General features: G+C 71.1%; 18 protein-coding genes. 9 read left to right on the top strand and 9 right to left on the bottom strand.

Annotated features, from left to right (window positions below; genetic code table 11):
• Positions 1-13: 13 nt before the first annotated feature.
• Complete coding sequence (locus C466_RS12385; protein ID WP_004595640.1) at positions 14-682, top strand: helix-turn-helix domain-containing protein; 669 nt, start codon at positions 14-16, stop codon at positions 680-682.
• Positions 683-761: 79 nt separating this feature from the next.
• On the opposite strand, the gene C466_RS12380 is transcribed toward C466_RS12385, so the two are convergent.
• Positions 762-1,505, bottom strand: a complete 744-nt coding sequence (locus C466_RS12380; protein ID WP_004595641.1) for a ThuA domain-containing protein — start codon at positions 1,503-1,505, stop codon at positions 762-764.
• 92 nt (positions 1,506-1,597) lie between these two features.
• On the opposite strand from C466_RS12380, the gene C466_RS12375 reads away from it, so the two are divergent.
• Entirely contained in the window at positions 1,598-1,813 is a 216-nt protein-coding gene (locus tag C466_RS12375; RefSeq protein WP_004599823.1) for a hypothetical protein, read from the top strand.
• 11 nt (positions 1,814-1,824) lie between these two features.
• Here C466_RS12375 and C466_RS12370 read toward each other — a convergent pair whose 3' ends face one another.
• From C466_RS12370 to C466_RS12360, 3 genes are all read right to left on the bottom strand, one after another.
• The gene (locus tag C466_RS12370) at positions 1,825-2,211 is read right to left on the bottom strand and encodes a TlpA family protein disulfide reductase (protein ID WP_049908332.1); all 387 of its coding nucleotides are present in this window, start codon (positions 2,209-2,211) and stop codon (positions 1,825-1,827) included.
• A 306-nt stretch (positions 2,212-2,517) separates the two neighbouring features.
• Positions 2,518-3,135: a glycosyltransferase family 2 protein gene (locus tag C466_RS12365; RefSeq protein WP_004595643.1), complete on the bottom strand. Its 618-nt coding sequence runs from the start codon at positions 3,133-3,135 to the stop codon at positions 2,518-2,520.
• A gap of 142 nt (positions 3,136-3,277) precedes the next feature.
• Complete coding sequence (locus C466_RS12360) at positions 3,278-3,661, bottom strand: DUF7475 family protein (RefSeq protein ID WP_004595644.1); 384 nt, start codon at positions 3,659-3,661, stop codon at positions 3,278-3,280.
• Positions 3,662-3,926: 265 nt separating this feature from the next.
• On the opposite strand from C466_RS12360, the gene C466_RS12355 reads away from it, so the two are divergent.
• From C466_RS12355 to C466_RS12340, 4 genes are all read left to right on the top strand, one after another.
• Positions 3,927-4,856, top strand: a complete 930-nt coding sequence (locus C466_RS12355; RefSeq protein WP_004595645.1) for a PLP-dependent cysteine synthase family protein — start codon at positions 3,927-3,929, stop codon at positions 4,854-4,856.
• 57 nt (positions 4,857-4,913) lie between these two features.
• A complete protein-coding gene (locus C466_RS12350) occupies positions 4,914-5,309 on the top strand; it encodes a hypothetical protein (RefSeq protein WP_004595646.1) in 396 nt (131 codons plus the stop codon).
• Entirely contained in the window at positions 5,309-5,896 is a 588-nt protein-coding gene (locus tag C466_RS12345) for an MOSC domain-containing protein (RefSeq protein ID WP_004595647.1), read from the top strand. The genes C466_RS12350 and C466_RS12345 overlap by 1 nt, the downstream gene beginning before the upstream one ends.
• Before the next feature lie 168 nt (positions 5,897-6,064).
• Positions 6,065-7,282 carry an MFS transporter gene (locus C466_RS12340; RefSeq protein WP_004595648.1) on the top strand — a complete coding sequence of 406 codons (1,218 nt, stop codon included), beginning with the start codon at positions 6,065-6,067 and terminating at the stop codon, positions 7,280-7,282.
• Between the two features lie 64 nt (positions 7,283-7,346).
• On the opposite strand, the gene C466_RS12335 is transcribed toward C466_RS12340, so the two are convergent.
• Complete coding sequence (locus tag C466_RS12335; protein ID WP_004599822.1) at positions 7,347-9,407, bottom strand: peroxidase family protein; 2,061 nt, start codon at positions 9,405-9,407, stop codon at positions 7,347-7,349.
• Between the two features lie 198 nt (positions 9,408-9,605).
• Between C466_RS12335 and C466_RS12330 the strand changes: the two genes are divergently transcribed.
• Positions 9,606-10,391, top strand: a complete 786-nt coding sequence (locus C466_RS12330; RefSeq protein ID WP_004595650.1) for a PHP domain-containing protein — start codon at positions 9,606-9,608, stop codon at positions 10,389-10,391.
• An 80-nt stretch (positions 10,392-10,471) separates the two neighbouring features.
• On the opposite strand, the gene C466_RS12325 is transcribed toward C466_RS12330, so the two are convergent.
• Both C466_RS12325 and C466_RS12320 read right to left on the bottom strand, forming a co-directional pair.
• On the bottom strand, positions 10,472-11,236 hold the full coding sequence (locus tag C466_RS12325) for a DUF502 domain-containing protein (RefSeq protein WP_004595651.1): 765 nt from the start codon (positions 11,234-11,236) through the stop codon (positions 10,472-10,474).
• 168 nt (positions 11,237-11,404) lie between these two features.
• Positions 11,405-12,643 (bottom strand): mandelate racemase/muconate lactonizing enzyme family protein, encoded by a 1,239-nt coding sequence (locus C466_RS12320; protein WP_004595652.1) that lies wholly within the window; start codon positions 12,641-12,643, stop codon positions 11,405-11,407.
• A gap of 97 nt (positions 12,644-12,740) precedes the next feature.
• Here C466_RS12320 and C466_RS12315 point away from each other — a divergent pair, with 97 nt between their 5' ends.
• On the top strand, positions 12,741-13,226 hold the full coding sequence (locus C466_RS12315; RefSeq protein WP_004595653.1) for a TRAM domain-containing protein: 486 nt from the start codon (positions 12,741-12,743) through the stop codon (positions 13,224-13,226).
• Between the two features lie 61 nt (positions 13,227-13,287).
• On the opposite strand, the gene C466_RS12310 is transcribed toward C466_RS12315, so the two are convergent.
• Positions 13,288-14,388, bottom strand: coding sequence for a geranylgeranyl reductase family protein (locus C466_RS12310; RefSeq protein WP_004595654.1), 1,101 nt, complete (start codon positions 14,386-14,388; stop codon positions 13,288-13,290).
• Positions 14,389-14,482: 94 nt separating this feature from the next.
• Complete coding sequence (locus tag C466_RS12305) at positions 14,483-16,711, bottom strand: thioredoxin domain-containing protein (RefSeq protein WP_004595655.1); 2,229 nt, start codon at positions 16,709-16,711, stop codon at positions 14,483-14,485.
• Positions 16,712-16,853: 142 nt separating this feature from the next.
• On the opposite strand from C466_RS12305, the gene purD reads away from it, so the two are divergent.
• A complete protein-coding gene (gene purD / locus C466_RS12300) occupies positions 16,854-18,137 on the top strand; it encodes a phosphoribosylamine--glycine ligase (protein WP_004595656.1) in 1,284 nt (427 codons plus the stop codon).
• Positions 18,138-18,182: the final 45 nt, after the last annotated feature.

Raw genomic sequence — 18,182 nt, 5'->3', positions numbered from 1 at the left:
GTCACTGCTCGACGTGAAGTACCTGCGGCTCGAACTTCGGTATCCGCCCGATCTCATCCACCCGGTACACCGGCTCGTCGACGAGTCGGACGCCGTCGAGCGGGACGTGCTCCTCCACGGCAGCCTCTTCGACGAGACGGCCGACACGTTCCTGTTCTACGTCGAAGGGGATATCGACGTGTACGCCGAGGCGTTGCGGTCCGTCGACCGGATCCGGGAGTTCGAGGTCACCCGGATCGACGAGAGCGGGTACTACGTCTTCCTCACGCAGCGACGAGACGCCGTCGACGAGGCGATGTTCGAGTCGCTCCGACGGACCGGCGTCGTCGTCGTCCCGCCGATCGACTTCCGTCCCGACGGGGTCGCGCGCCTGACGGTGCTCGGGGAACACGGGCCGCTCCGGGACGCGCTCGCCGGGCTCCCGGAGCGAATCGACAGCGAGGTCCTCCGTATCGGCGAGTACGACTGGCGGCAGCACCTCTTCGACCCGGGCCTGACGGACCGGCAGTTCGACGCGCTCGCGGCCGCCGTCGACTGTGGGTACTACGAGTCCCCGCGGACGGCCTCCGTGGAGGAGGTCGCCGAGCGGATCGCCGCCGCCCCGAGCACCGCGTCCGAACACCTCCGGAAGGCCGAATCGGCGCTGATGAAGGCGTTCATCGAACTCCGAGACGTGGCCTGACCGGGCGGGTAGACGAGACGCGTGACCGTCGACGCGGCCTGGGCGGGCGGACGACGGCGTCACGGATAGCGGGGTGGCCTCAGTGAACCGTCCGGTCGTCGCTCGCGTCGATCTCCTCGATCGGGTCGGCGTTGCCGAACTCGGGCTCGGGTCCGTCGCCCGGCTCCGCCCAGTCGACCGCGTTCCGCAGCACCTGCCGCACGTCCTCGTCGTAGTAGATCGGGTACGTCTCGTGGCCCGGGCGGAAGTAGAACACCTTCCCGCTCCCGCGGCGGTAACAGCAGCCGGAGCGGAACGTCTCGCCGCCCTCGAACCAGGAGGTGAACACGAGGGTGTCGGGCGCCGGGACGTCGAAGCGCTCGCCGTACATCTCCGTCTCGTCGAGCTCGATCCGCTCGCCGATCCCGTCCGCGATCGGGTGGCTCGGCTCGACCGTCCACAGCCGCTCGCGCTCGGCGGCCTCGCGCCACTTCAGCGAGCAGCTGGTGCCCATCAATCTCTTAAAAATCTTCGAGTAGTGCGCGGAGTGGAGGACGATCAGCCCCGTCCCGTCGAGGACGCGCTCGTGGACGCGGTCGACGACCGCGTCGCGCACCTCGTCGTGGGCGGCGTGGCCCCACCAGACGAGCACGTCGGTGTCGTCCAGGACCGCCTCGCTGAGCCCGTGCTCCGGTCCCTCGTCGAGGGTCGCGGTCCGGACCTCGTGGCCGCCTTCCTCCAGCGCGTCGGCGACGACGGCGTGGATCCCCTCGGGATACACGTCGGCGACGACGTCGCTCTCGCGCTCGTGTCGGTGCTCGTTCCAGACCGTGACGCGTGCCATACGCGGGGTCGACGCCGGACCGACTTGAGCGCTCGCCTCGTCCGTCGCCGACCGACCGGAAAACACTTCGCGGTGGCGAGACAGGGCGGGACATGGCAAGTCCTCGTCAGCTGTACCGCCGCGCCGACGACTGGGCGCGCGGGCTCTCCAGAGTTCGGTACGCCCTCCTCACCGGAGCCGTGGTGACCGCGTCGGTCCTCGGCGTCGGCGTCCTCCTCGACACGTCGACGACGGTCTACGCGGTCACGATGGGCGTGACGATGGCCGTCCTCTACTACGCCGGTGACGTGAACTCCGAAGACGGCTGAGTCCGCGCGACTCAGGCGGTCGCTTCGACGTCGGCGAGTCGCTCGGCGAGGAACTCCGCGATCGAGACGGGCTCCTCCTCGACGAACCGCGCGAGCTCCTCGCCGTCCGCGCTCTCGACGACGACGGTCGGGATCAGCTCGATTCCGTACTCCCCGACCAGTTCGCCCTCCTTCCCGTCCGGCCCCTTCGTCACCGGGTACGCCTCGATTCGGTCGTCAGGGACCCCGGCGGCCGCGAGCGCGGCGCCGAACTCGGGGAGCTGTCGCCGGCAGTCGCCGCACCAGTCGCCGCCCCACACTTTAAATACGAAGTCGTCGGCTCCGAGCGCCGCGAGGACCGAATCGTCGAACGCCTCCGCGTCGAGGTCGTCGGCGGGCGCGAGCGTTTCGAGCGTCATGGCGCCCGGTAGGTCGTCGGGACACGTAAACCGCGCGTCGGTGGCAAACGCGGGGACGAACTGCGGTCGCGAGCGGTCAGTGACGCCGCCGGCAAGCCCGGCCGTGCGCATTCGCGACCCGCTTGCGAACGGCGGACGCCTCCCGCGGCCGACGCGGTCGGTCCCCCTGCGGCGGACGGCGAGGCTATCGGGCGGTGACTCTCGACGCGTGTCACCACGTGCCGGGGGACTCTCGACTCCGTATTCCGTCTGGGACCGGCGACGCCGGATACGGATGGCGGCTCCGCCTCCGAAGGACCGAGCGTGTCAGGCGCGCAGGAGGTAGCGCGCGACGTGGAAGAGCTGCTTCCCGTGTTGCCAGGCGATCCCCCGCGGCTTCTGGATCGAGCGCGTCTCGACCGGCACTTCCCCGATCCTCGCGCCGTTCGCCGCCGCCTCGAGGACGAACGTGCCGCAGGTACACGCCGTGTCGAGCTCGAGGTCAACCGCGAGGGAGCGACGGAGGGCACGAAGCCCGGTGCCAGAATCCCGCGTGTCGATCTTCAACCGCGTCAGGCGGTTGAGCAGCCGTTCTGAGGGACGGGGAATGGTAGCTCTGGCCCCCAGAACCAAGTCCAACCCGTCTTCGCGAATCGGCCGGACGAGCCTCCGGATATCCGTCGGTCGGTGTTCCCCGTCAGCGTCGAACGTCACGACGACGTCGGACGAGGCCTCTCGGAACCCGCGTTTCAGCGCGGCGATGTAGCCCCCGTTGCGACGCTGTTCGATCACCGTCGCCCCCGCCGCGCCCGCTTCCGACGCGGTGCTGTCGGTCGACCCGTCGTCCACCACTAACACCGAGTAGTCTTCGACGAGCTCCCGAACCGTTGTCCCGATCCGGCCCGCCTCGTTGTACGCCGGGACGACGACGGTGACGTCTTCCATGGGAGGTGACGGAGTTCCACCACATTATGTCTGCTGAACGCGCGCTCCGTGTCCGAGCGGTCGGCCCCACAGATCTCGCCGATCTCGACGGCGCCGCTGATCCGGCGTTGCCGACCCCGACCGACGCTCCGCGAACCCGCGCTCAGTCGGCCGCTGTCGCGGTTCCTCGGTCGGGCTCGGACGGCGAGTTGAGATAGAGGTAGACTAACACGATAATCAGGGCGACCTGTGCCGCCTTGTCGACGTAGTCGACCACCCCGTATTCCGTCTTCGCCACGATCCAGATCGGGAACTGGACGGCGGTGTACGGAACGCCGATCAGGTAGAGCAGTCGCCGTCGGTAGGCGCGGAAGAAGAGCACGAGCGCGCCGCCGTAACCGACGCCGGCAAGCGCGACGGGAGCTCGTCCCTCGACGACGCCGGCGTACAGGTGGAGAACGCCGGTGACGACGACCAGCACGACTGCGAGCCACTGGAGCTGGCCGAGCGATCCGGCCCGTCCCGCGGCGTCGTTTTGCGTATTCATTACAATACTAACTCGCTCCCGACAGCAGATAAGTACTGTTATTACTCGCTCCGCGGTGCCGTAGCGCGTCCTGTCGTCGGTTCGCGTGCGGAGTTTCCGTCGCGGCGGTTGCGGCCGACGCCGCTCGAAGTGGGGAATAGGGGCACGACTGGTTCGCTCGCTCGCGGTCGGCGGCGCATTCGGTCCGCCGGTCGCCGCTTCCCCCGCCGACATCGATTGCCGCAGTCCGCGAGGCCTTTGGGTCGCGGCCGCCTCCGTTCGGGTAATGGACGACGACATCCTGTCGACGCTCGGCTCGCCGCTGGTGCGGGTCGACGCGCCCGCGGGAACGACCGTGGCGGCGAAGGTCGAGTCCCGGAACCCGGGCGGCTCGGCGAAGGACCGCCCCGCGCTGTACATGGTCGAGGCGGCGGAGGAGGCGGGCGAGATCGAGCCGGGCGACCGCATCGTCGAGCCGACCTCGGGCAACACCGGGATCGGGCTGGCGATGGTCGGCGCCGCGCGCGGCTACGACGTGACCCTCGTCATCCCCGAGGGGAAGTCGATCGAGCGCCGCCGCCTGATGAAGGCGTACGGCGCGACCGTCGAGCTCGTCGACGGCGACATCTCGGCCGCGAAGGAGCGCGCGGACGAGCTGGAGGCGGAGCCGAACACCGTCCAGCTCCGCCAGTTCGACAACCCCGCGAACCCCCGCGCCCACTACGAGACGACGGGGCCCGAAGTTCTCGACCAGGTCGGCGACCGGACCGTCGACGCCCTCGTCGCCGGCGTCGGCACCGGCGGCACGCTCTCCGGGATCGGTCGCCGACTGCGCGAGGCGTTCCCGGACGTCCGGATCGACGCCGTCGAACCCGCGGACAACGCCGTCCTCTCGGGCGAGGAGCCGAGCGTCGACGACTTCCAGGGAATGGGGCCGGGGTTCGTCTCGCCGAACCTCGACGTCGACCTGATCGACGAGGTCCACACCGTCGAGCTCGAGGCCGCCGAGGCGGAGTGCCGCCGACTCGCCCGCGAGGAGGGAATCTTGGTCGGCCAGTCGTCGGGCGCCTCGAACCTCGCCGCGAAGGACGTGGCGGCAGAGCTCCGCGACAGCGGCGCGTTCGCCGGAGAGAAGCCCCTCGTCGTCACCGTCTTCTGGGACAGCGGAGAGCGCTACCTGACGGCGGGCACCTTCGACGGACCGGACGAGGCGTGAACGCCGCGCTCCGCCGCCACCCGGGAGTTGATTAGCGTCCGGCGCGCAGATCGCACGATGAACACGCGCGCAGAATCGGCCCCGCCGGACGAGGGGACGGGGGACCGATCGGACCCCTCGGACCGCCGCTTCGACGGGCCGTGGCTCGCCGCGCTCGCGGCGACAGTCGGAACGTGGACGCTGCTGTACGCTCTCGACTGGGCGTTTCTGACGCCCGAGACGGCGCTCGGTGCGGCCGTCGGCTTCGCGCACGGCTACCTGCTCGCGCCGCTGGCGACCGCGACCATCCTGCTCGACGCGCTCTCGCTCGCCGAGCGGCGCGTCGTCGACCTCGGGGTCTTTAAATGGCTCTACGCGTTCGCCGCGCTCCCCGCGCCGCCGGTCGCCGCCGTCTACTACGCACACCGCGAGTGGCTGAAATCCGAGGACGCGGCCCTCCTCGGGGGCCCGTGATGCCGCCCGGCGAACCCTCCGGCGGGTCCGCGGACGACGCCGGCTCGGCGACCGGCGCGGGGACCGAGCCCACGACCGGCGCGGTCGACGCGCTCGTCACGGCTCCCGAGAGCGGCGCGCCCCCCGTCCGCCGCGACGCGGTCGAGATCCGCCCCGACGGCGTCGCGGGCGACCGCTACCGCAGCGGCGACGGCCACTTCCAGCTCGACGCCTGCGCGGTCACCCTCGTCGCGGCGGAGGCGCTCGCCGCCGTCCGCGAGGAGACCGGCATCGACGTGCGCGACGGCCGTCACCGCCGGAACGTCGTCGTCGACGGGTTCGGCGCCGAGATGGACGCGCTCCTCGACGCGACCGTCGCGGTCGGCGACGCCCTCCTGCGACCGACTCGCCGGCGCCCTCCCTGCGCCCACGTCGAGGAGCTCGCCGGCGAGGCCGGGCTCGCGTCGGCGCTCCGCAACCGCGGCGGCCTCTGCTGTGACGTGGTCGAGCCCGGCCGCGTCGCCGTCGGTGACGCGGTGCGGATCCGCGAGGCCGACCCGCGGACCGCCGGCGCGGCCATCGCGGAGCGGCTCGCGGACCGGGAGTGAACCGCGGACCGGGGGAAACCCCCCGACCGCTCGCCGGGAGAGGACAGTTTATACGGGTCGCACGAGAGGACCCAGACGAGACGTGAACCGCGCAGTCGACGCCACGAACGCTCGGACGTCCGCGCCCGGGAGGCGACCGGATCCGGCTCCGCGGAGGCGGCGGTCGGCGTGAACTGGCGCTACCGCCACACGGTGTTGACGCTGTGTATGCTCGCCTTCTTCGTGACGTACTTCGCCCGGCTGGCGATCAGCCCGGTCGTCCCCCTGATCATCGACGACTTCGCGGTGTCGAACACCGCGGTCGGCGTCGCGCTCTCCGGCATGTGGTTCGCCTACGGGCTCTCCCAGTTCCCGAGCGGGATCCTCGCCGACCGGTTCGGCGAGCGCCGCGTGATCCTCGTCGCTGTCGGCGGGACGACCGCGATGAGCATCCTGCTCGCCGTCGTGCCGGTCTTCCCCGCGTTCGTGTTGGCGGCGGTGCTTCTCGGGCTCGCGGCGGGGCTCCACTACGCGGTGGCGACCACGCTGCTCTCGCGGACGTTCGACGACCTCGGTACCGCGGTCGGGATCCACTCGCTGGGCGGGCCGCTCGCCGGGCTCGTCGCGCCGGTCGCCGCGACCTGGGTCGGCTTCAGGTACGGGTGGCGCCCGGGCGTCGCGCTGGCCGCGCTCGTCGGCGTCCCCATCTTCGTCCTGTTCGCGCGGCGAGTCCGGCCGACCGAGCCCCGGCGCCTGGACCAGCCGATGGCGGAGCGGCTCCGACTCGCGCCACTGCTCGAACTGATCGGGCGGCGCGAGGTCCTCGTCCCGCTCGCGGTGGCGACGCTCGGCACGTACGTCGCGCAGGGCGTCATCTCCTTCCTCCCGACGTTCCTCGTCGAGCTCCGCGGGTACTCGCCGGCGTTCGCCGGCGGCGTCTTCTCCGCGTTCTTCGTCGTCCGCGCGGGGGCGCAGGTCGGACTCGGCCGGCTCTCCGACCGGCTGGGCCGCGACGCGAGCATCGCCGCCGCCCTCCTCGGCGGCGCGCTCGGCCTCGGCGGGTTGGTCGCGCTCCCCGACCTCGTCGAACTCCCGACCGCGGTCGGGCTGCCCGCGCTCCCGGCGCTCGCCGGACTCGGGATCGCCGTGTTCCTTGCCGGCCTCGGCTCCTCGTTCTTCTCGGCCATCGACCCGCGGTTCATGGACGCGCTCGGCGACGCGGAGCGCGGCGCCGGCTTCGGGCTGATCCGGACCGTCTACACGGTGATCGGCTCGGCGGGCTCCGTCGGCGTCGGGCTCGTCGCGGACCTCTTCGGCTGGGCGGCGTCGTTCGCGGTCATCGCCGGCCTGTCGGGGCTCGCGTTCCTCGTCATCTCGACGAACGCGCTCGTCGGCGAGGGCCGGTGACGCGGCCGGGCCGCGCCCGCGACGGAGTCCAGGGCCTCCGCGGCCCACCGACGCCCCTCCGCGGTCACCCGACGTAGCGTCGCCTCGTCGAGCGCTCGCCGTCGGGGCCGCAGACGGCGACGACCTCGCCCTCGTCGTCGAGGACGGGCGCGCCCCGTCCGAGGTAGTGGTCGGTCGACGTGTCCGTGCCGGCGCCGACGTGGACCGTCAGGGTCTCGTCGGGACCGAGCGTGGCGCCCGGGAGGTCGCCCCGCTGGCCGTCGAGGTCGATGACGTAGCCGGTCAGGTCGATCGGGTCGTCCGCGGCGTTCCGCAGCGTCACCGACTCGTCGAGAACGTCTCCCGCCGCGTCGCCGACGTCGCTTCCGGGACCGGCGTCGACGGCGTCGATCACGAGTCCGTCCGGGTTCGCCTCCGCCGCGAACTCGGTGATATCGGCGAGCGTGTACCCCTCGGTCGGGGTCGGCTGCGGGAGGCTCGGCTCCCAGTCGTCGGGCGCGGCGTTCGGGTACGCGGTCTCGTCGGCCTCGATCAGCCCGATGAGCGTCTCGGCGACGATCCGGCTGCCGACCGCGCCCAAGCGTTCCCCGTCCTGCTGGTACTCCGCCTCGGCGAGCACGTAGTACCACAGCGGCGAGTCGGGGTCGGCGCCGCGGCCGTGCGCCCGGAGCACCTTCATGATCGGCGAGTCCTCGCCGAACGCCTCGTTCCGGATCGGATCGTACCCCATCCGCGCGGCGACGTCCTGTCCGGAGGGGATCCCGAGCGCCTTCGCGCGGCGGAGGTTCCGGACGGCGAGCGAGGTGTCCCCGGAGATCGGCAGGTCGAACAGCGTCGGCGCGAGGAGCGGCTCCGTCTTCCGCGCGGGCTGGTAGTCGCCGTCGCCGGTGTCCAGCAGGCGCGACCAGTCGACGACGAGGTCGCTCGGGACCGGGCGCCCGCCGCGGAGGTTCCGCCCGCCCCCGGCTCCGGTCGGGAACAGCGGCACCTCGCCGACCTCGTCGTTGACGTCGTACGCGTGACGGATCATGCTGTGACCGAAGCGGTAGGCGGCGCCGCCGAACTCGACGGGAATCGCCGGCGTGCGGCCCGGCGGGACGAAGTGCTGTCGGCCGCGCTCCTCGATGTCGTCGAGGACGTATCGGTCGCAGATCCGCGGCAGGAAGTCGTGGCGCACGACCCACTGGTAGTGCCACCTGACGAGCCGCTGCGCCGCTTCGAGGACGGACTCGCCCTCTTCGACAAGGTCGGAGCCCGGGCCTCGGAGGTGGTCGACGACGCGGTTGTGGAAGTTCACGAACGCGAGCTGGAGCTGGGAGACGACGACGTTCTCGTCGTTACGCGGGTCGCCGATCAGCGCCACCCCCTGATCGTTCCGCTGGAGGTCGGTCCCCGGGAGCCCCGAGAGGCCGCCGCCGTCCTCCGCGTCGGGCGCGGCCGCCTCGCCGGTGAGCAGCTTGCGCTCGTCCGTCTCGTGGTCGTAGAGGAACGGCGCCGCCTCCGCGTTCGTCCGGTACAGGGAGTCGAGGTCGAGCGCCGGCGTCCGGAAGTTTCGCAGCGCCGCCGGGTCGTTGCGCCGGTCGATGTCCGAGGTCGGGTCGAAGGTGATGTCGTGGTCGACGAACTGGCCGAAGATGCCGTAGCCGGCCGGTGTGTCGGCGTCGCCGACCGGGTCGTCCGGGGACTCCATCATCGGCGCGCCCGCCTCGCCGTCGGCGCCGCCGAGCGTCCGGAGCAGGTCCTCGTCGCGGTCGTACGGGTCGAGCCCCGGGAACTGCGTGTGGAACCGATGGCTCCTGACGGGACCCGCCGCCGTACACGCCGCGTCGTTCATCCCCCGGTGTTCGGTCCCGCCGTGGATCGCGACGCTGTGCGCATTCACCGTCAGGCGAAGCGTCGTCTCGCCCCCCTCCGGCCGGTCTCGCCCCCGGACCGGCTCGGTGTCGCCCCCGCCGGCGGGGTTCCGAACCGTGAACGAGACGTCGTCGACGTCGACGCCGCCGTCCGCATCGAGGACGAACTCCCCGTCGTCGCCGGTCGTCCAGTAGCCGATCCGGTCCCCGTCGCCGCCCCGTCGCTCCCCGACCACGACCCGACCCGCCAGGGGCCGGTCGTCACCGTCCACGACGCGACAGCATATCTTGCCAGTAGTACCCATGCTACCATAAACCAATCATCAGCGAGAAAAAATTTTCTAAATGAACTTTCAACGGGTTTGGCGGATCATGTTGCTGGTTCGATCGCGGCCTGCCGACCGGGTCTCGCGTGTGAACGCGTTCCGTGCGACCCGAACCTTCGAGTCGGATCGGACCGTACGTCCGCCGTGTACGACTACCACGCCCACACGAACTACTCGGACGGGGCGTTCCTGCGCTGGATGGTCGACGCGGCCGCGGACGCCGGTCTCGACGGGATCGGGTTCGCCGACCACTGTAACGTGTCGCCGGAGCCGAGCGCGCGGCGCTACAAGCGCGCGCTGGGGTTCAACCTCGACATGACGTACGAGCGGCGCCGCGAGGCCATCGAGGCGGTCCGCGAGGACGCCGCGATCGAGGTGTTCGACGCCGTCGAGATGGACTACGATCCCGCCCACGAAGGTGCGATCGCCGAGTTCCTCGCCGACGCCGGCTTCGACTACGCCGTCGGCAGCGTCCACGACCTCGACGGCGCGAACGTCCACACGCGCTCCCACTTCGCCGACAAGCCGGAGGCGGAACGGCGCGAACTGGTCGACCGCTACTTCGAGAAGCTGGTCGCCCTGGCCGAGTCGGAGCTGTTCGCGGTCGCCGCGCACCCGGACCTGATCGAGCGCAACCCCCACCTCCGCGGCTTCGCGACCGAGGACCACTACGCCGCCGTCGCCGACGCCTTCCGCGACTCGCGGACCGTCCCGGAGATCAACGCCGGGCGGCTGCTCGACGACTACGGCGAGTTCCACCCGGCGCCCGCGTTCCTCGACCGCCTCGTCGACGCCGACGTCGACGTGACCGTGGGGACCGACAGCCACGAGCCGGATGCGATCGCGCCCCGGGTACGGGAGATCGAGGCGGAACTCGACCGGCGCGGGCTGGAGCCCGTCGGGCTCGACCGCGTGGTGAAACGGGCCTGACGCGCTCGGCTATCGACTCCGACGACACCGCACGTGGTACGGCAGACCCTCCCGGGCCGTCACGGCCGCTCCGTCTACTCTCAGTCCTCGTCGTCGTAGTCGGTCGTAACCACCGCGCTGCGAATGTCTTGGTACCGCTGTGAGTTCTGTAGCTCTTCGAGGCCGATGTCGAGGGTCCCCGAGGCACCCTGGTCGGTCGCGACACCGCTCGTGAGGACGCTCTGAATGCCCTCCTCGATGGTCATGTCTATGTCGTGTACGTCCGACTGCGGGATGTACGTCAACAGCCCGCCGGTCACCGGGTTCGGCGCCAACGGCAGGAACATCGAGACCATCTCCTCGTGACCGGTCGACTCCTCGATCGTCACCGGGGCCTCGCCGGTCTTGAACCCGAGCACGTAGACGTTCTCGTCGAAGCACTGGACGAGCTTCACGTCCTGAAACTTGTCGTCTTGCTCGTCGAGAACCACGTCTCCCATCCGCCGGAAGCTCTTGTACACCGTCCCGACGCCCGGGATCGAAGACACCACCAGATCGAAGACGTCCACGACCCGCTGCCCGTAGCGGTTGCGTCCCACGACCCCGACGACGGCGATGACGAGCACGAGGACCGCGATCGCGATGAGCTCGGAGACGAACGCCACGACGTCGGCGTAGATCCCGATCTCGATGAGCAGCTGGACGAACCCGCCCGACTCGATGCGCTGGATGAGACCGGCCCACCGCAGGACCCGAATGAGCGGGTCCAGCGCGTTTCGAACGAATCCGATCGCGATGCTGACGATGTACAGCGTCACGACGACGGGGATCATGATCGCGACGCCCGTGATCAGCGAATCGTACACGCGCGAATACAGGGATCGCCCGGTCTGTTTCGCCCGGGTCGCTACTTGGGAGGGCTCGCTATCGTCGGGGGACGACATGATACCTTCCTCTGCGGGGAACGGTAAAATAAATGGTCATTCACGAACCCGCCGACGGAGGTTCCCGCGCGCCTATCGAGCGCGACGAAGCTACGCTTCGTCGAACAACGTCTCGCCCTCGACCATGTGCTCCTCAACGGTGTCCATGTCGAGCGTGAGGCCGAGACCGGGCTCCTCCGGCACCTCGATGTAGCCGTCCTCGATGACGTCCTCCTCGACGAGGTCCTCCCACCAGCCGAGCTCGTAGGAGTGATACTCGATGGCGAGCGAGTTCGGGATCGAGGTGCCGACGTGTGCCGCCGCCATCGTCGCGATCGGCGAGGCGACGTTGTGCATCGCGACCGGGACGTAGTACTGGTTCGCCACGTCCGCGATCTTGCGGGTCTCGCGCATGCCGCCGACCTTCGGCAGGTCGGGCGCGACGATGTCGACCGCCTGGTTCTCGATGAGGCGGCGCAGCTCGGTGACGCGGTAGCGGTTCTCGCCGACGGTGATCGGCGTCGTCGTGCTCTTGGTGACCTCCTCTTGGACCTCGAGGTTCTCCGGCGGCACGGGGTCTTCGAGCCACCACACGTCGTACTCCTCGATGGCGTCCGCGAGGCGCTTCGCGGAGCCGCCCGAGAACGTCCAGTGGCAGTCGAAGGAGACGTCGGCCTTGTCCTTCACGCGCTCGGTGACCTTCTCGACGATCTCCGCCTTGTGCCGGATCTCGCCGGGACGGAGGTGGCGGTTCGCGCGGTCCTTCTCGAAGCCGCTCGGGACGTCGAGGTCGAACTTCAGGGCGTCGTAGCCGAGCTCGTCGACGACACGCTCGGCCTCGTCGGCGCAGGCCTCGGGGTCCGCCTCCTCCTCGGTGTGGCAGTCGCAGTAGACGCGCATCTTGTCCCGATACTTGCCGCCGAGCAGCTGGTAGGCGGGGACGTCGAGGATCTTGCCGGCGAGGTCGTGGAGCGCGACCTCGATGCCGGAGATGGCCGTGACGGTGACGCCCTCGACGGAGCCCTCGCCGGACATCTTCTGGATCAGGTGCTCGTAGAGGCGGTCGATGTCGAGCGGGTTCTCGCCGACGACGAACGGCTTCATGCGCTCGATGAGCTCGGGCACGCCGGCGCCCCAGTACGCCTCGCCGGTGCCGACGACGCCAGCGTCGGTGTACACCCGGACGAGCGTCCACGGGAAGTTCCCGTCGACCATCGTCGTCTGAACGTCCGTGATCTCGACGTCGCGGCCGCCGCCGCGCGTCCCCGTGGTCCCCATCGTCTCGGCGGAGAGCTCCCGCATCGTGTACTCCGCGTTCGGGTCGTGGAGCGACTCGTAGTTTCGGCTCATGACCGGGTGGTTCATTCGGAACAGGGTAAACGTTTATCTTCGCGCGCCGCACGCCCGAACAGGTGGCTTTTCATCCCCGTACGTTCAAAAAGGGGGCATGGTCGAAATTACTGATTCTCTCGCGTGTCTGTACACGGGCCGGGTGGAGTCCCGCGGCGACGACTACGTCGTCACCGTCCCCGCCTCGGAGATCGAACACGGCAGCGTCACCGAGGGCGAAACGTATCGGATCGCAGTCTTAGACCGCGCCGGGCCCGACGAGGGCGAGTCGGCGGCCGCCGCCGACGGCGACGCCGCGACGACCCCCGACGCGAACGGCTCCTCCGGGGGGGCACCCTCCGACGACGGGCAGCGCCCCACCTCGCGCGGCGCCGCCGGCGCGGTCCAGCCGGACCCGCCCGTCTCGGAGGGCGAGGTGCGCGACGTGACGATCGAGACCCTGGGCGACAAAGGCGACGGGATCGCGAAGATCGAGCGCGGCTACGTCGTCATCGTCCCCGACGCCGAGCCCGGCGAGGAGCCGACCGTCGAGATCACGAGCGTCCGCGAGAACGTCTCGTTCGCGAACGTCGTCGAGGAGTAGCGCCGCCCGCCTGACGCTCCCGCCTCCGCCTCGCGACCCGCGCGCCCTCACGCGTTCCTTCTCACTCCGGCGGCTCGCCCCGGGAGAACAGCGCCCGCAGGTTCGACGGCGAGAAGAAGGAGGACGGCTCGTCCATGTGGACGCCGATCTCGCCCGAGAGCGCTCGCAGGCCGACCCGCTGGACCGGCTCCGGCAGCGAGTAACACCGCCGTATCGCCTTCCCGAGCCGGATCTCCGTCGCCAGCTCCGCGCGCCACTCGGACTCGTAGTCGGCGAGCGTCTCGGGGTCCTCCGGGTCGATGACGGACGCCGCGACGTCGGCCGCGCGCATCCCGTAGAGGATGCCGCCGCCGGTGAACGGCTTCGTCTGCGCCGCGGCGTCGCCGATCAGGAAGCCGCGCTCGCTGGTCGTCCGCGACGGCGGGCCGACCGGAATCGCGCCCGAGCAGCGTCGGTCCGTCGTCCCGCCGTACGCGTCGGTGAGCCGGTCGAACCGCGCCGACACGTCCTCGCTCGGCGGCGCCGCCAGCCCGTACTCGACGCCCGCGTCGCCGCGCGGGATCCGCCACGCGAAGAACGTCGGCGCGGTGAGATGGACGTCGACGTAGTCGCCCGCGTCCGGCTCGGGATCGAAGCCGAGGACCCCGTGGAGCAGCTCGTCCGGCTCGGGGAGGTCGAGCGCGCGGCGCACCCGCGAGGTCGGGCCGTCGCAGCCGGCGACCATCCGCGCCTCGACACGCTCCACGCCGCCAGCGGGCGTCTTGACGTCGACGACGACCCGGTCGGACCGCTCATCGATGCCGACGACCGTGTGGTCCTCCCGGACGTCGGCGCCGGCCTCGCGCGCGGCCTCCGCGAGCGTCCGGTCGAGCCCGACGCGGTCGATCACGTTCGACACCGGCTCTCGCTTGTAGAACGGGTACGCCCGCGACCCGGGACCGTCGACGTGGAAGCGGGCGCCGTACACCAGGTTCTGGAGGAGCGCGTCGCGGGCGCCGTCGGGAACGTACTCCCACACGTCGTCGGAGACGTGGCCGGAGCAGGCGAGCGGCTCGCCGACCGACCCCTTCTCGAAGGCGACGACGTCGCGGCCGGCCTCCGCCGCGCGCCGAGCGAACCGGGAGCCCGGCGGGCCCGCGCCGACGACGACGAAATCGTACATAGAGGGTGCGTGGTGACGCGGATATATAATTACGGCGTGCCGTACCGGAGGCGGGCAGGCGGGTCGCTGGCGGAGACGGAGCCGCGCGTCGGCGCTACGCGGACCCCTCCCGCGTCTCCAACCACTCCAGCGCCGCGTCGAGGTCGGTCCGCGGCGGCGAGCAGGTGAAGCCCTCACAGACGTAGGCGGTCGGCTCGCCGTCGGTCGCCCCGCGGTCCGCCCAGATCTGCGGGGCCGCCGTCATGTCGAGGCGGTCGAGCCACTCGTCGAGTCCGTCCTCTGTGGCCGGTCGCGGCGCGACGAGGGCGCCCGGCAGGTACCGCTCGCCGAGGGTTTCCCGCCAGTCGTCCGGCACCTCGTCGGCGGCGATCGTCACCTCGATCCCGCCGGTCTCGACGACGTTCGCGGCCCGCACGAGCGAGGCGTGTTCCAGCGGGCTCCCGCGGATCCGGTCGGCGTGCGTCGTCACGACGCGCTCCGCTATCTCGCGGAGCTCCCCGTCGGTCCGGAACCCGTCGAGGAGGGCGAGCGTCTCGGCCGCGACGCCGAGGCTCGACGGCGTCGACCGGTCGGTGAACTCCTGCGGCCGCGCGATGAGGGGGCCGGCGTCGTCGTCCGGCGTCCCGTCGGCATCGCGGTCCCGGGTGAAGTAGATCGTCCCGTCGTCGGCGTCGTAGAACTCGTCGACCAGCGCGTCGGCCAGCTCCAGCGCGAACCCGAGCGGCTCCGGGTCGCCGGTCGCGGCGTAGACGTCGAGCGCGCCGCGCGCGACGAACGCGTAGTCGTCGAGGTACCCCGGACCCCGCACGTCGCCGTCGAGCCACCGTCTGGCGAGCGCGCCCGTCTCGCGATCGGCGTCGTACAGCCGCTCGCGGCAGAATTCGAGCGCCTCGCGGGCGATCTCGGCGTACGGCTCGCCGAGGGTATCCCCCGCTCTCGCGAACGCGGAGATCGCCCGCCCGTTCCACGCGGCCAGCACCTTCTCGTCGCGGGCGGGCCGCGGGCGCTCCTCCCGGGCGTCGAACAGCGCCGTTCGGGCCGCCGTCAGCGCCTCGCGGACCTCGTCGGGCGAGCGGTCGCGGTCCGCGGCCAGCTCCTCGACCGACGCGGCTATCGTCGGCACGGTCGTGCCGCGCTCGAAGTTCCCGCCGGACCGGATCCCGTACCGCTCCTTCGCGAGCGACGCCGCCGGCTCGTCGAGGACGGCGTCGACCTCCTCGGGGGTCCAGACGTAGAAGGCGCCCTCGACGTCCTCGTCCTCGTCGGAGTCGCCCGTATCGTCGCCCCGCCGGCCCTCGGGCGGCCGGCTCCGCGCGTCGAGGGTGCTGAAGAACGCGCCACCCTCGTGGCGGAGCTCGCGGTCGAGGAACGCGAGCGACTCGCTCGCGACGCGGGCGTACGCGGGGTCGCCCGCGAGCCGGTAGCCGTCAAGGTAGGCCATCGGCAGCTCCGCGTTGTCGTACAGCATCTTCTCGAAGTGCGGGACCGTCCACTGACGGTCGACCGCGTAGCGGTGGAACCCGCCGCCGATCTGGTCGTACATCCCCCCGTTGGCCATCCCGTCGAGGGTTCCGGTCGCGGCCGACAGGAGCGCGTCGCGGCCGCGACCGGCGTACGCCCGCATGAGGAGGTCGATCCGGCCCGGCATCGGGAACTTCGCGCCGCCGCTCCCGAAGCCGCCGTGCTCCTCGTCGTAGCCGCGGAGCGCGGCCGCGGCGGCCGTGTCGAGCAGGTCGTCGCCGGGCGGGGAGGCTGTATCCTCACCGTCCGAGCCCACCGTCTCCGGCGTCGGGACCGACTCCAGCTCGTCGCGCGCGCTCTCGGCCCACTGGTCGGCGCGTCGCTTCATCTCCTCGCGCTGTTCGGGGTCGCTCCAGGAGTCGGCGATACGCTCGCAGAGCCCGCGGAAGCCGGGGTGATTCTGCCGCGGCTCGGGCGGGAAGTAGGTCCCGACGTAGAACGGCTTCCCCTCGGGCGTGCACCACGCCGAGAGCGGCCACCCGCCGCCGCCGGTGACGAGCTGGCAGACGGTCATGAACGTGCTGTCGACGTCCGGGCGCTCCTCGCGGTCGACCTTGATCGGGACGAACGACTCGTTCACCACGCCCGCGACCGACTCGTCCTCGAAGCTCTCCTCGGCCATGACGTGACACCAGTGACAGGAGGAGTAGCCGATGGAGACGAACACCGGCACGTCGTGTTCGCGGGCGCGCTCGAACGCCTCGTCGCCCCACGGCTGCCAGTTGACGGGGTTGTCCGCGTGCTGTTGGAGGTAGGGACTCGCCTCCCCGTCGAGGCGGTTCCGCTCGGTCGGCTGTGACATACGCCCGATTCGGCCCGGCGGGGCAAAAGGCGTCCGCACCGGAACGAGCGCCGGCCCCCGATCTCAGAAACATCCACGATTATGCGTATCTCGGGCCGAACAGAGAGTAAGGTTTACACTACCGTGCGGACACCCGTCGGGCATGACGGAGACCGTACTCCTGGTGGGGGGCGGCGGGCGCGAACACGCGATCGCCCGCGCCGTGGCGGACGACTGCGCGCTGTACGCCTGCGCGAGCGTCCGGAACCCGGGGATCCGACGACTCGCCGAGGGCTTCGAGGAGGTCGACGAGACCGACGCCGCCGCGGTCGCCGACTACGCGACCGAGGTGGGCGCGGACCTCGCGGTCATCGGCCCCGAGTCGGCGCTGGAGGCCGGCGTCGCGGACGCGCTCGACGACGCCGGTGTCTACGCGTTCGGCCCGCGGGCCGAGGAGGCGCGCTTGGAGACGGACAAGGCGTACCAGCGCGAGTTCATGGAGGAGCACGCGATTCCGGGCTGTCCGGACTACGCGGTGTTCGACGACATGGCGGCCGCCTGCGAGTACGTCGACGAGTACGACGGCGACCTCGCGGTCAAGCCCGCCGGCCTCACCGGCGGCAAGGGCGTGAAGGTGATCGGCGATCAGGTGACCGCGGAGGAGGCGAAGGCGTACCTCCGCGACGCCGACTACGACCGCGTCGTCCTCGAAGAGCGGCTCGTCGGCGAGGAGTTCACCATACAGGCGTTCGTCGCGAACGGCGACGTGCGGACCACGCCCGCGGTCCAGGACCACAAGCGCGCCTACGAGGGCGACGAGGGCCCGAACACGGGCGGGATGGGCTCGTACTCCGACACGGGCCGCTCGCTCCCGTTCATGGCCGAGGGCGACTACGAGGCCGCGGTCGACGTCCTCGACGCCGTCGTCGACGCGCTGCCCGACTACAAAGGCGTCCTCTACGGCCAGTTCATGCTCACCGACGAGGGGCCGAAGGTCGTCGAGTTCAACGCTCGCTTCGGCGACCCGGAGGCGATGAACACGCTGCCCGTCCTCGACACGCCGTTCGTCGACGTGCTCGCCGCCGCGCGCGACGGCGAGCCGCTCCCCGAGCTCTCCTTCTCGGGCGAGGCGACCGTTTGTAAGTACGCGGTCCCCGACGGCTACCCGACCGACCCCGACGCGGGCGCGGAGATCGCCGTCGACGAGGAGAGCGCGGGCGACGCGCTCCTCTACTACGCGAGCGTCGACGAGCGCGACGGCCGACTGTACACCACCACGTCGCGGGCGTTCGCCGTCGTCGGCCGCGGCGACTCCATCGCGGCCGCCGAGGCGCAGGCCGAGGACGCGCTGGCGGCCGCGGGTGACCGCGTCCGCATCCGCCACGACATCGGGAAGGCGGACCTCGTCCAGCGCCGGATCGACCACATGGACGAGCTTCGGAGCTGACCGGACCGCCCGCCGACCGCCGACCCGGAGCGACCCTTTTATTCT

The organism is Halorubrum distributum JCM 10118 (assembly GCF_000337335.1).
Taxonomy (GTDB): Archaea; Halobacteriota; Halobacteria; order Halobacteriales; family Haloferacaceae; genus Halorubrum; species Halorubrum distributum.
This window is presented reverse-complemented; position numbering and strand designations above follow the sequence as displayed.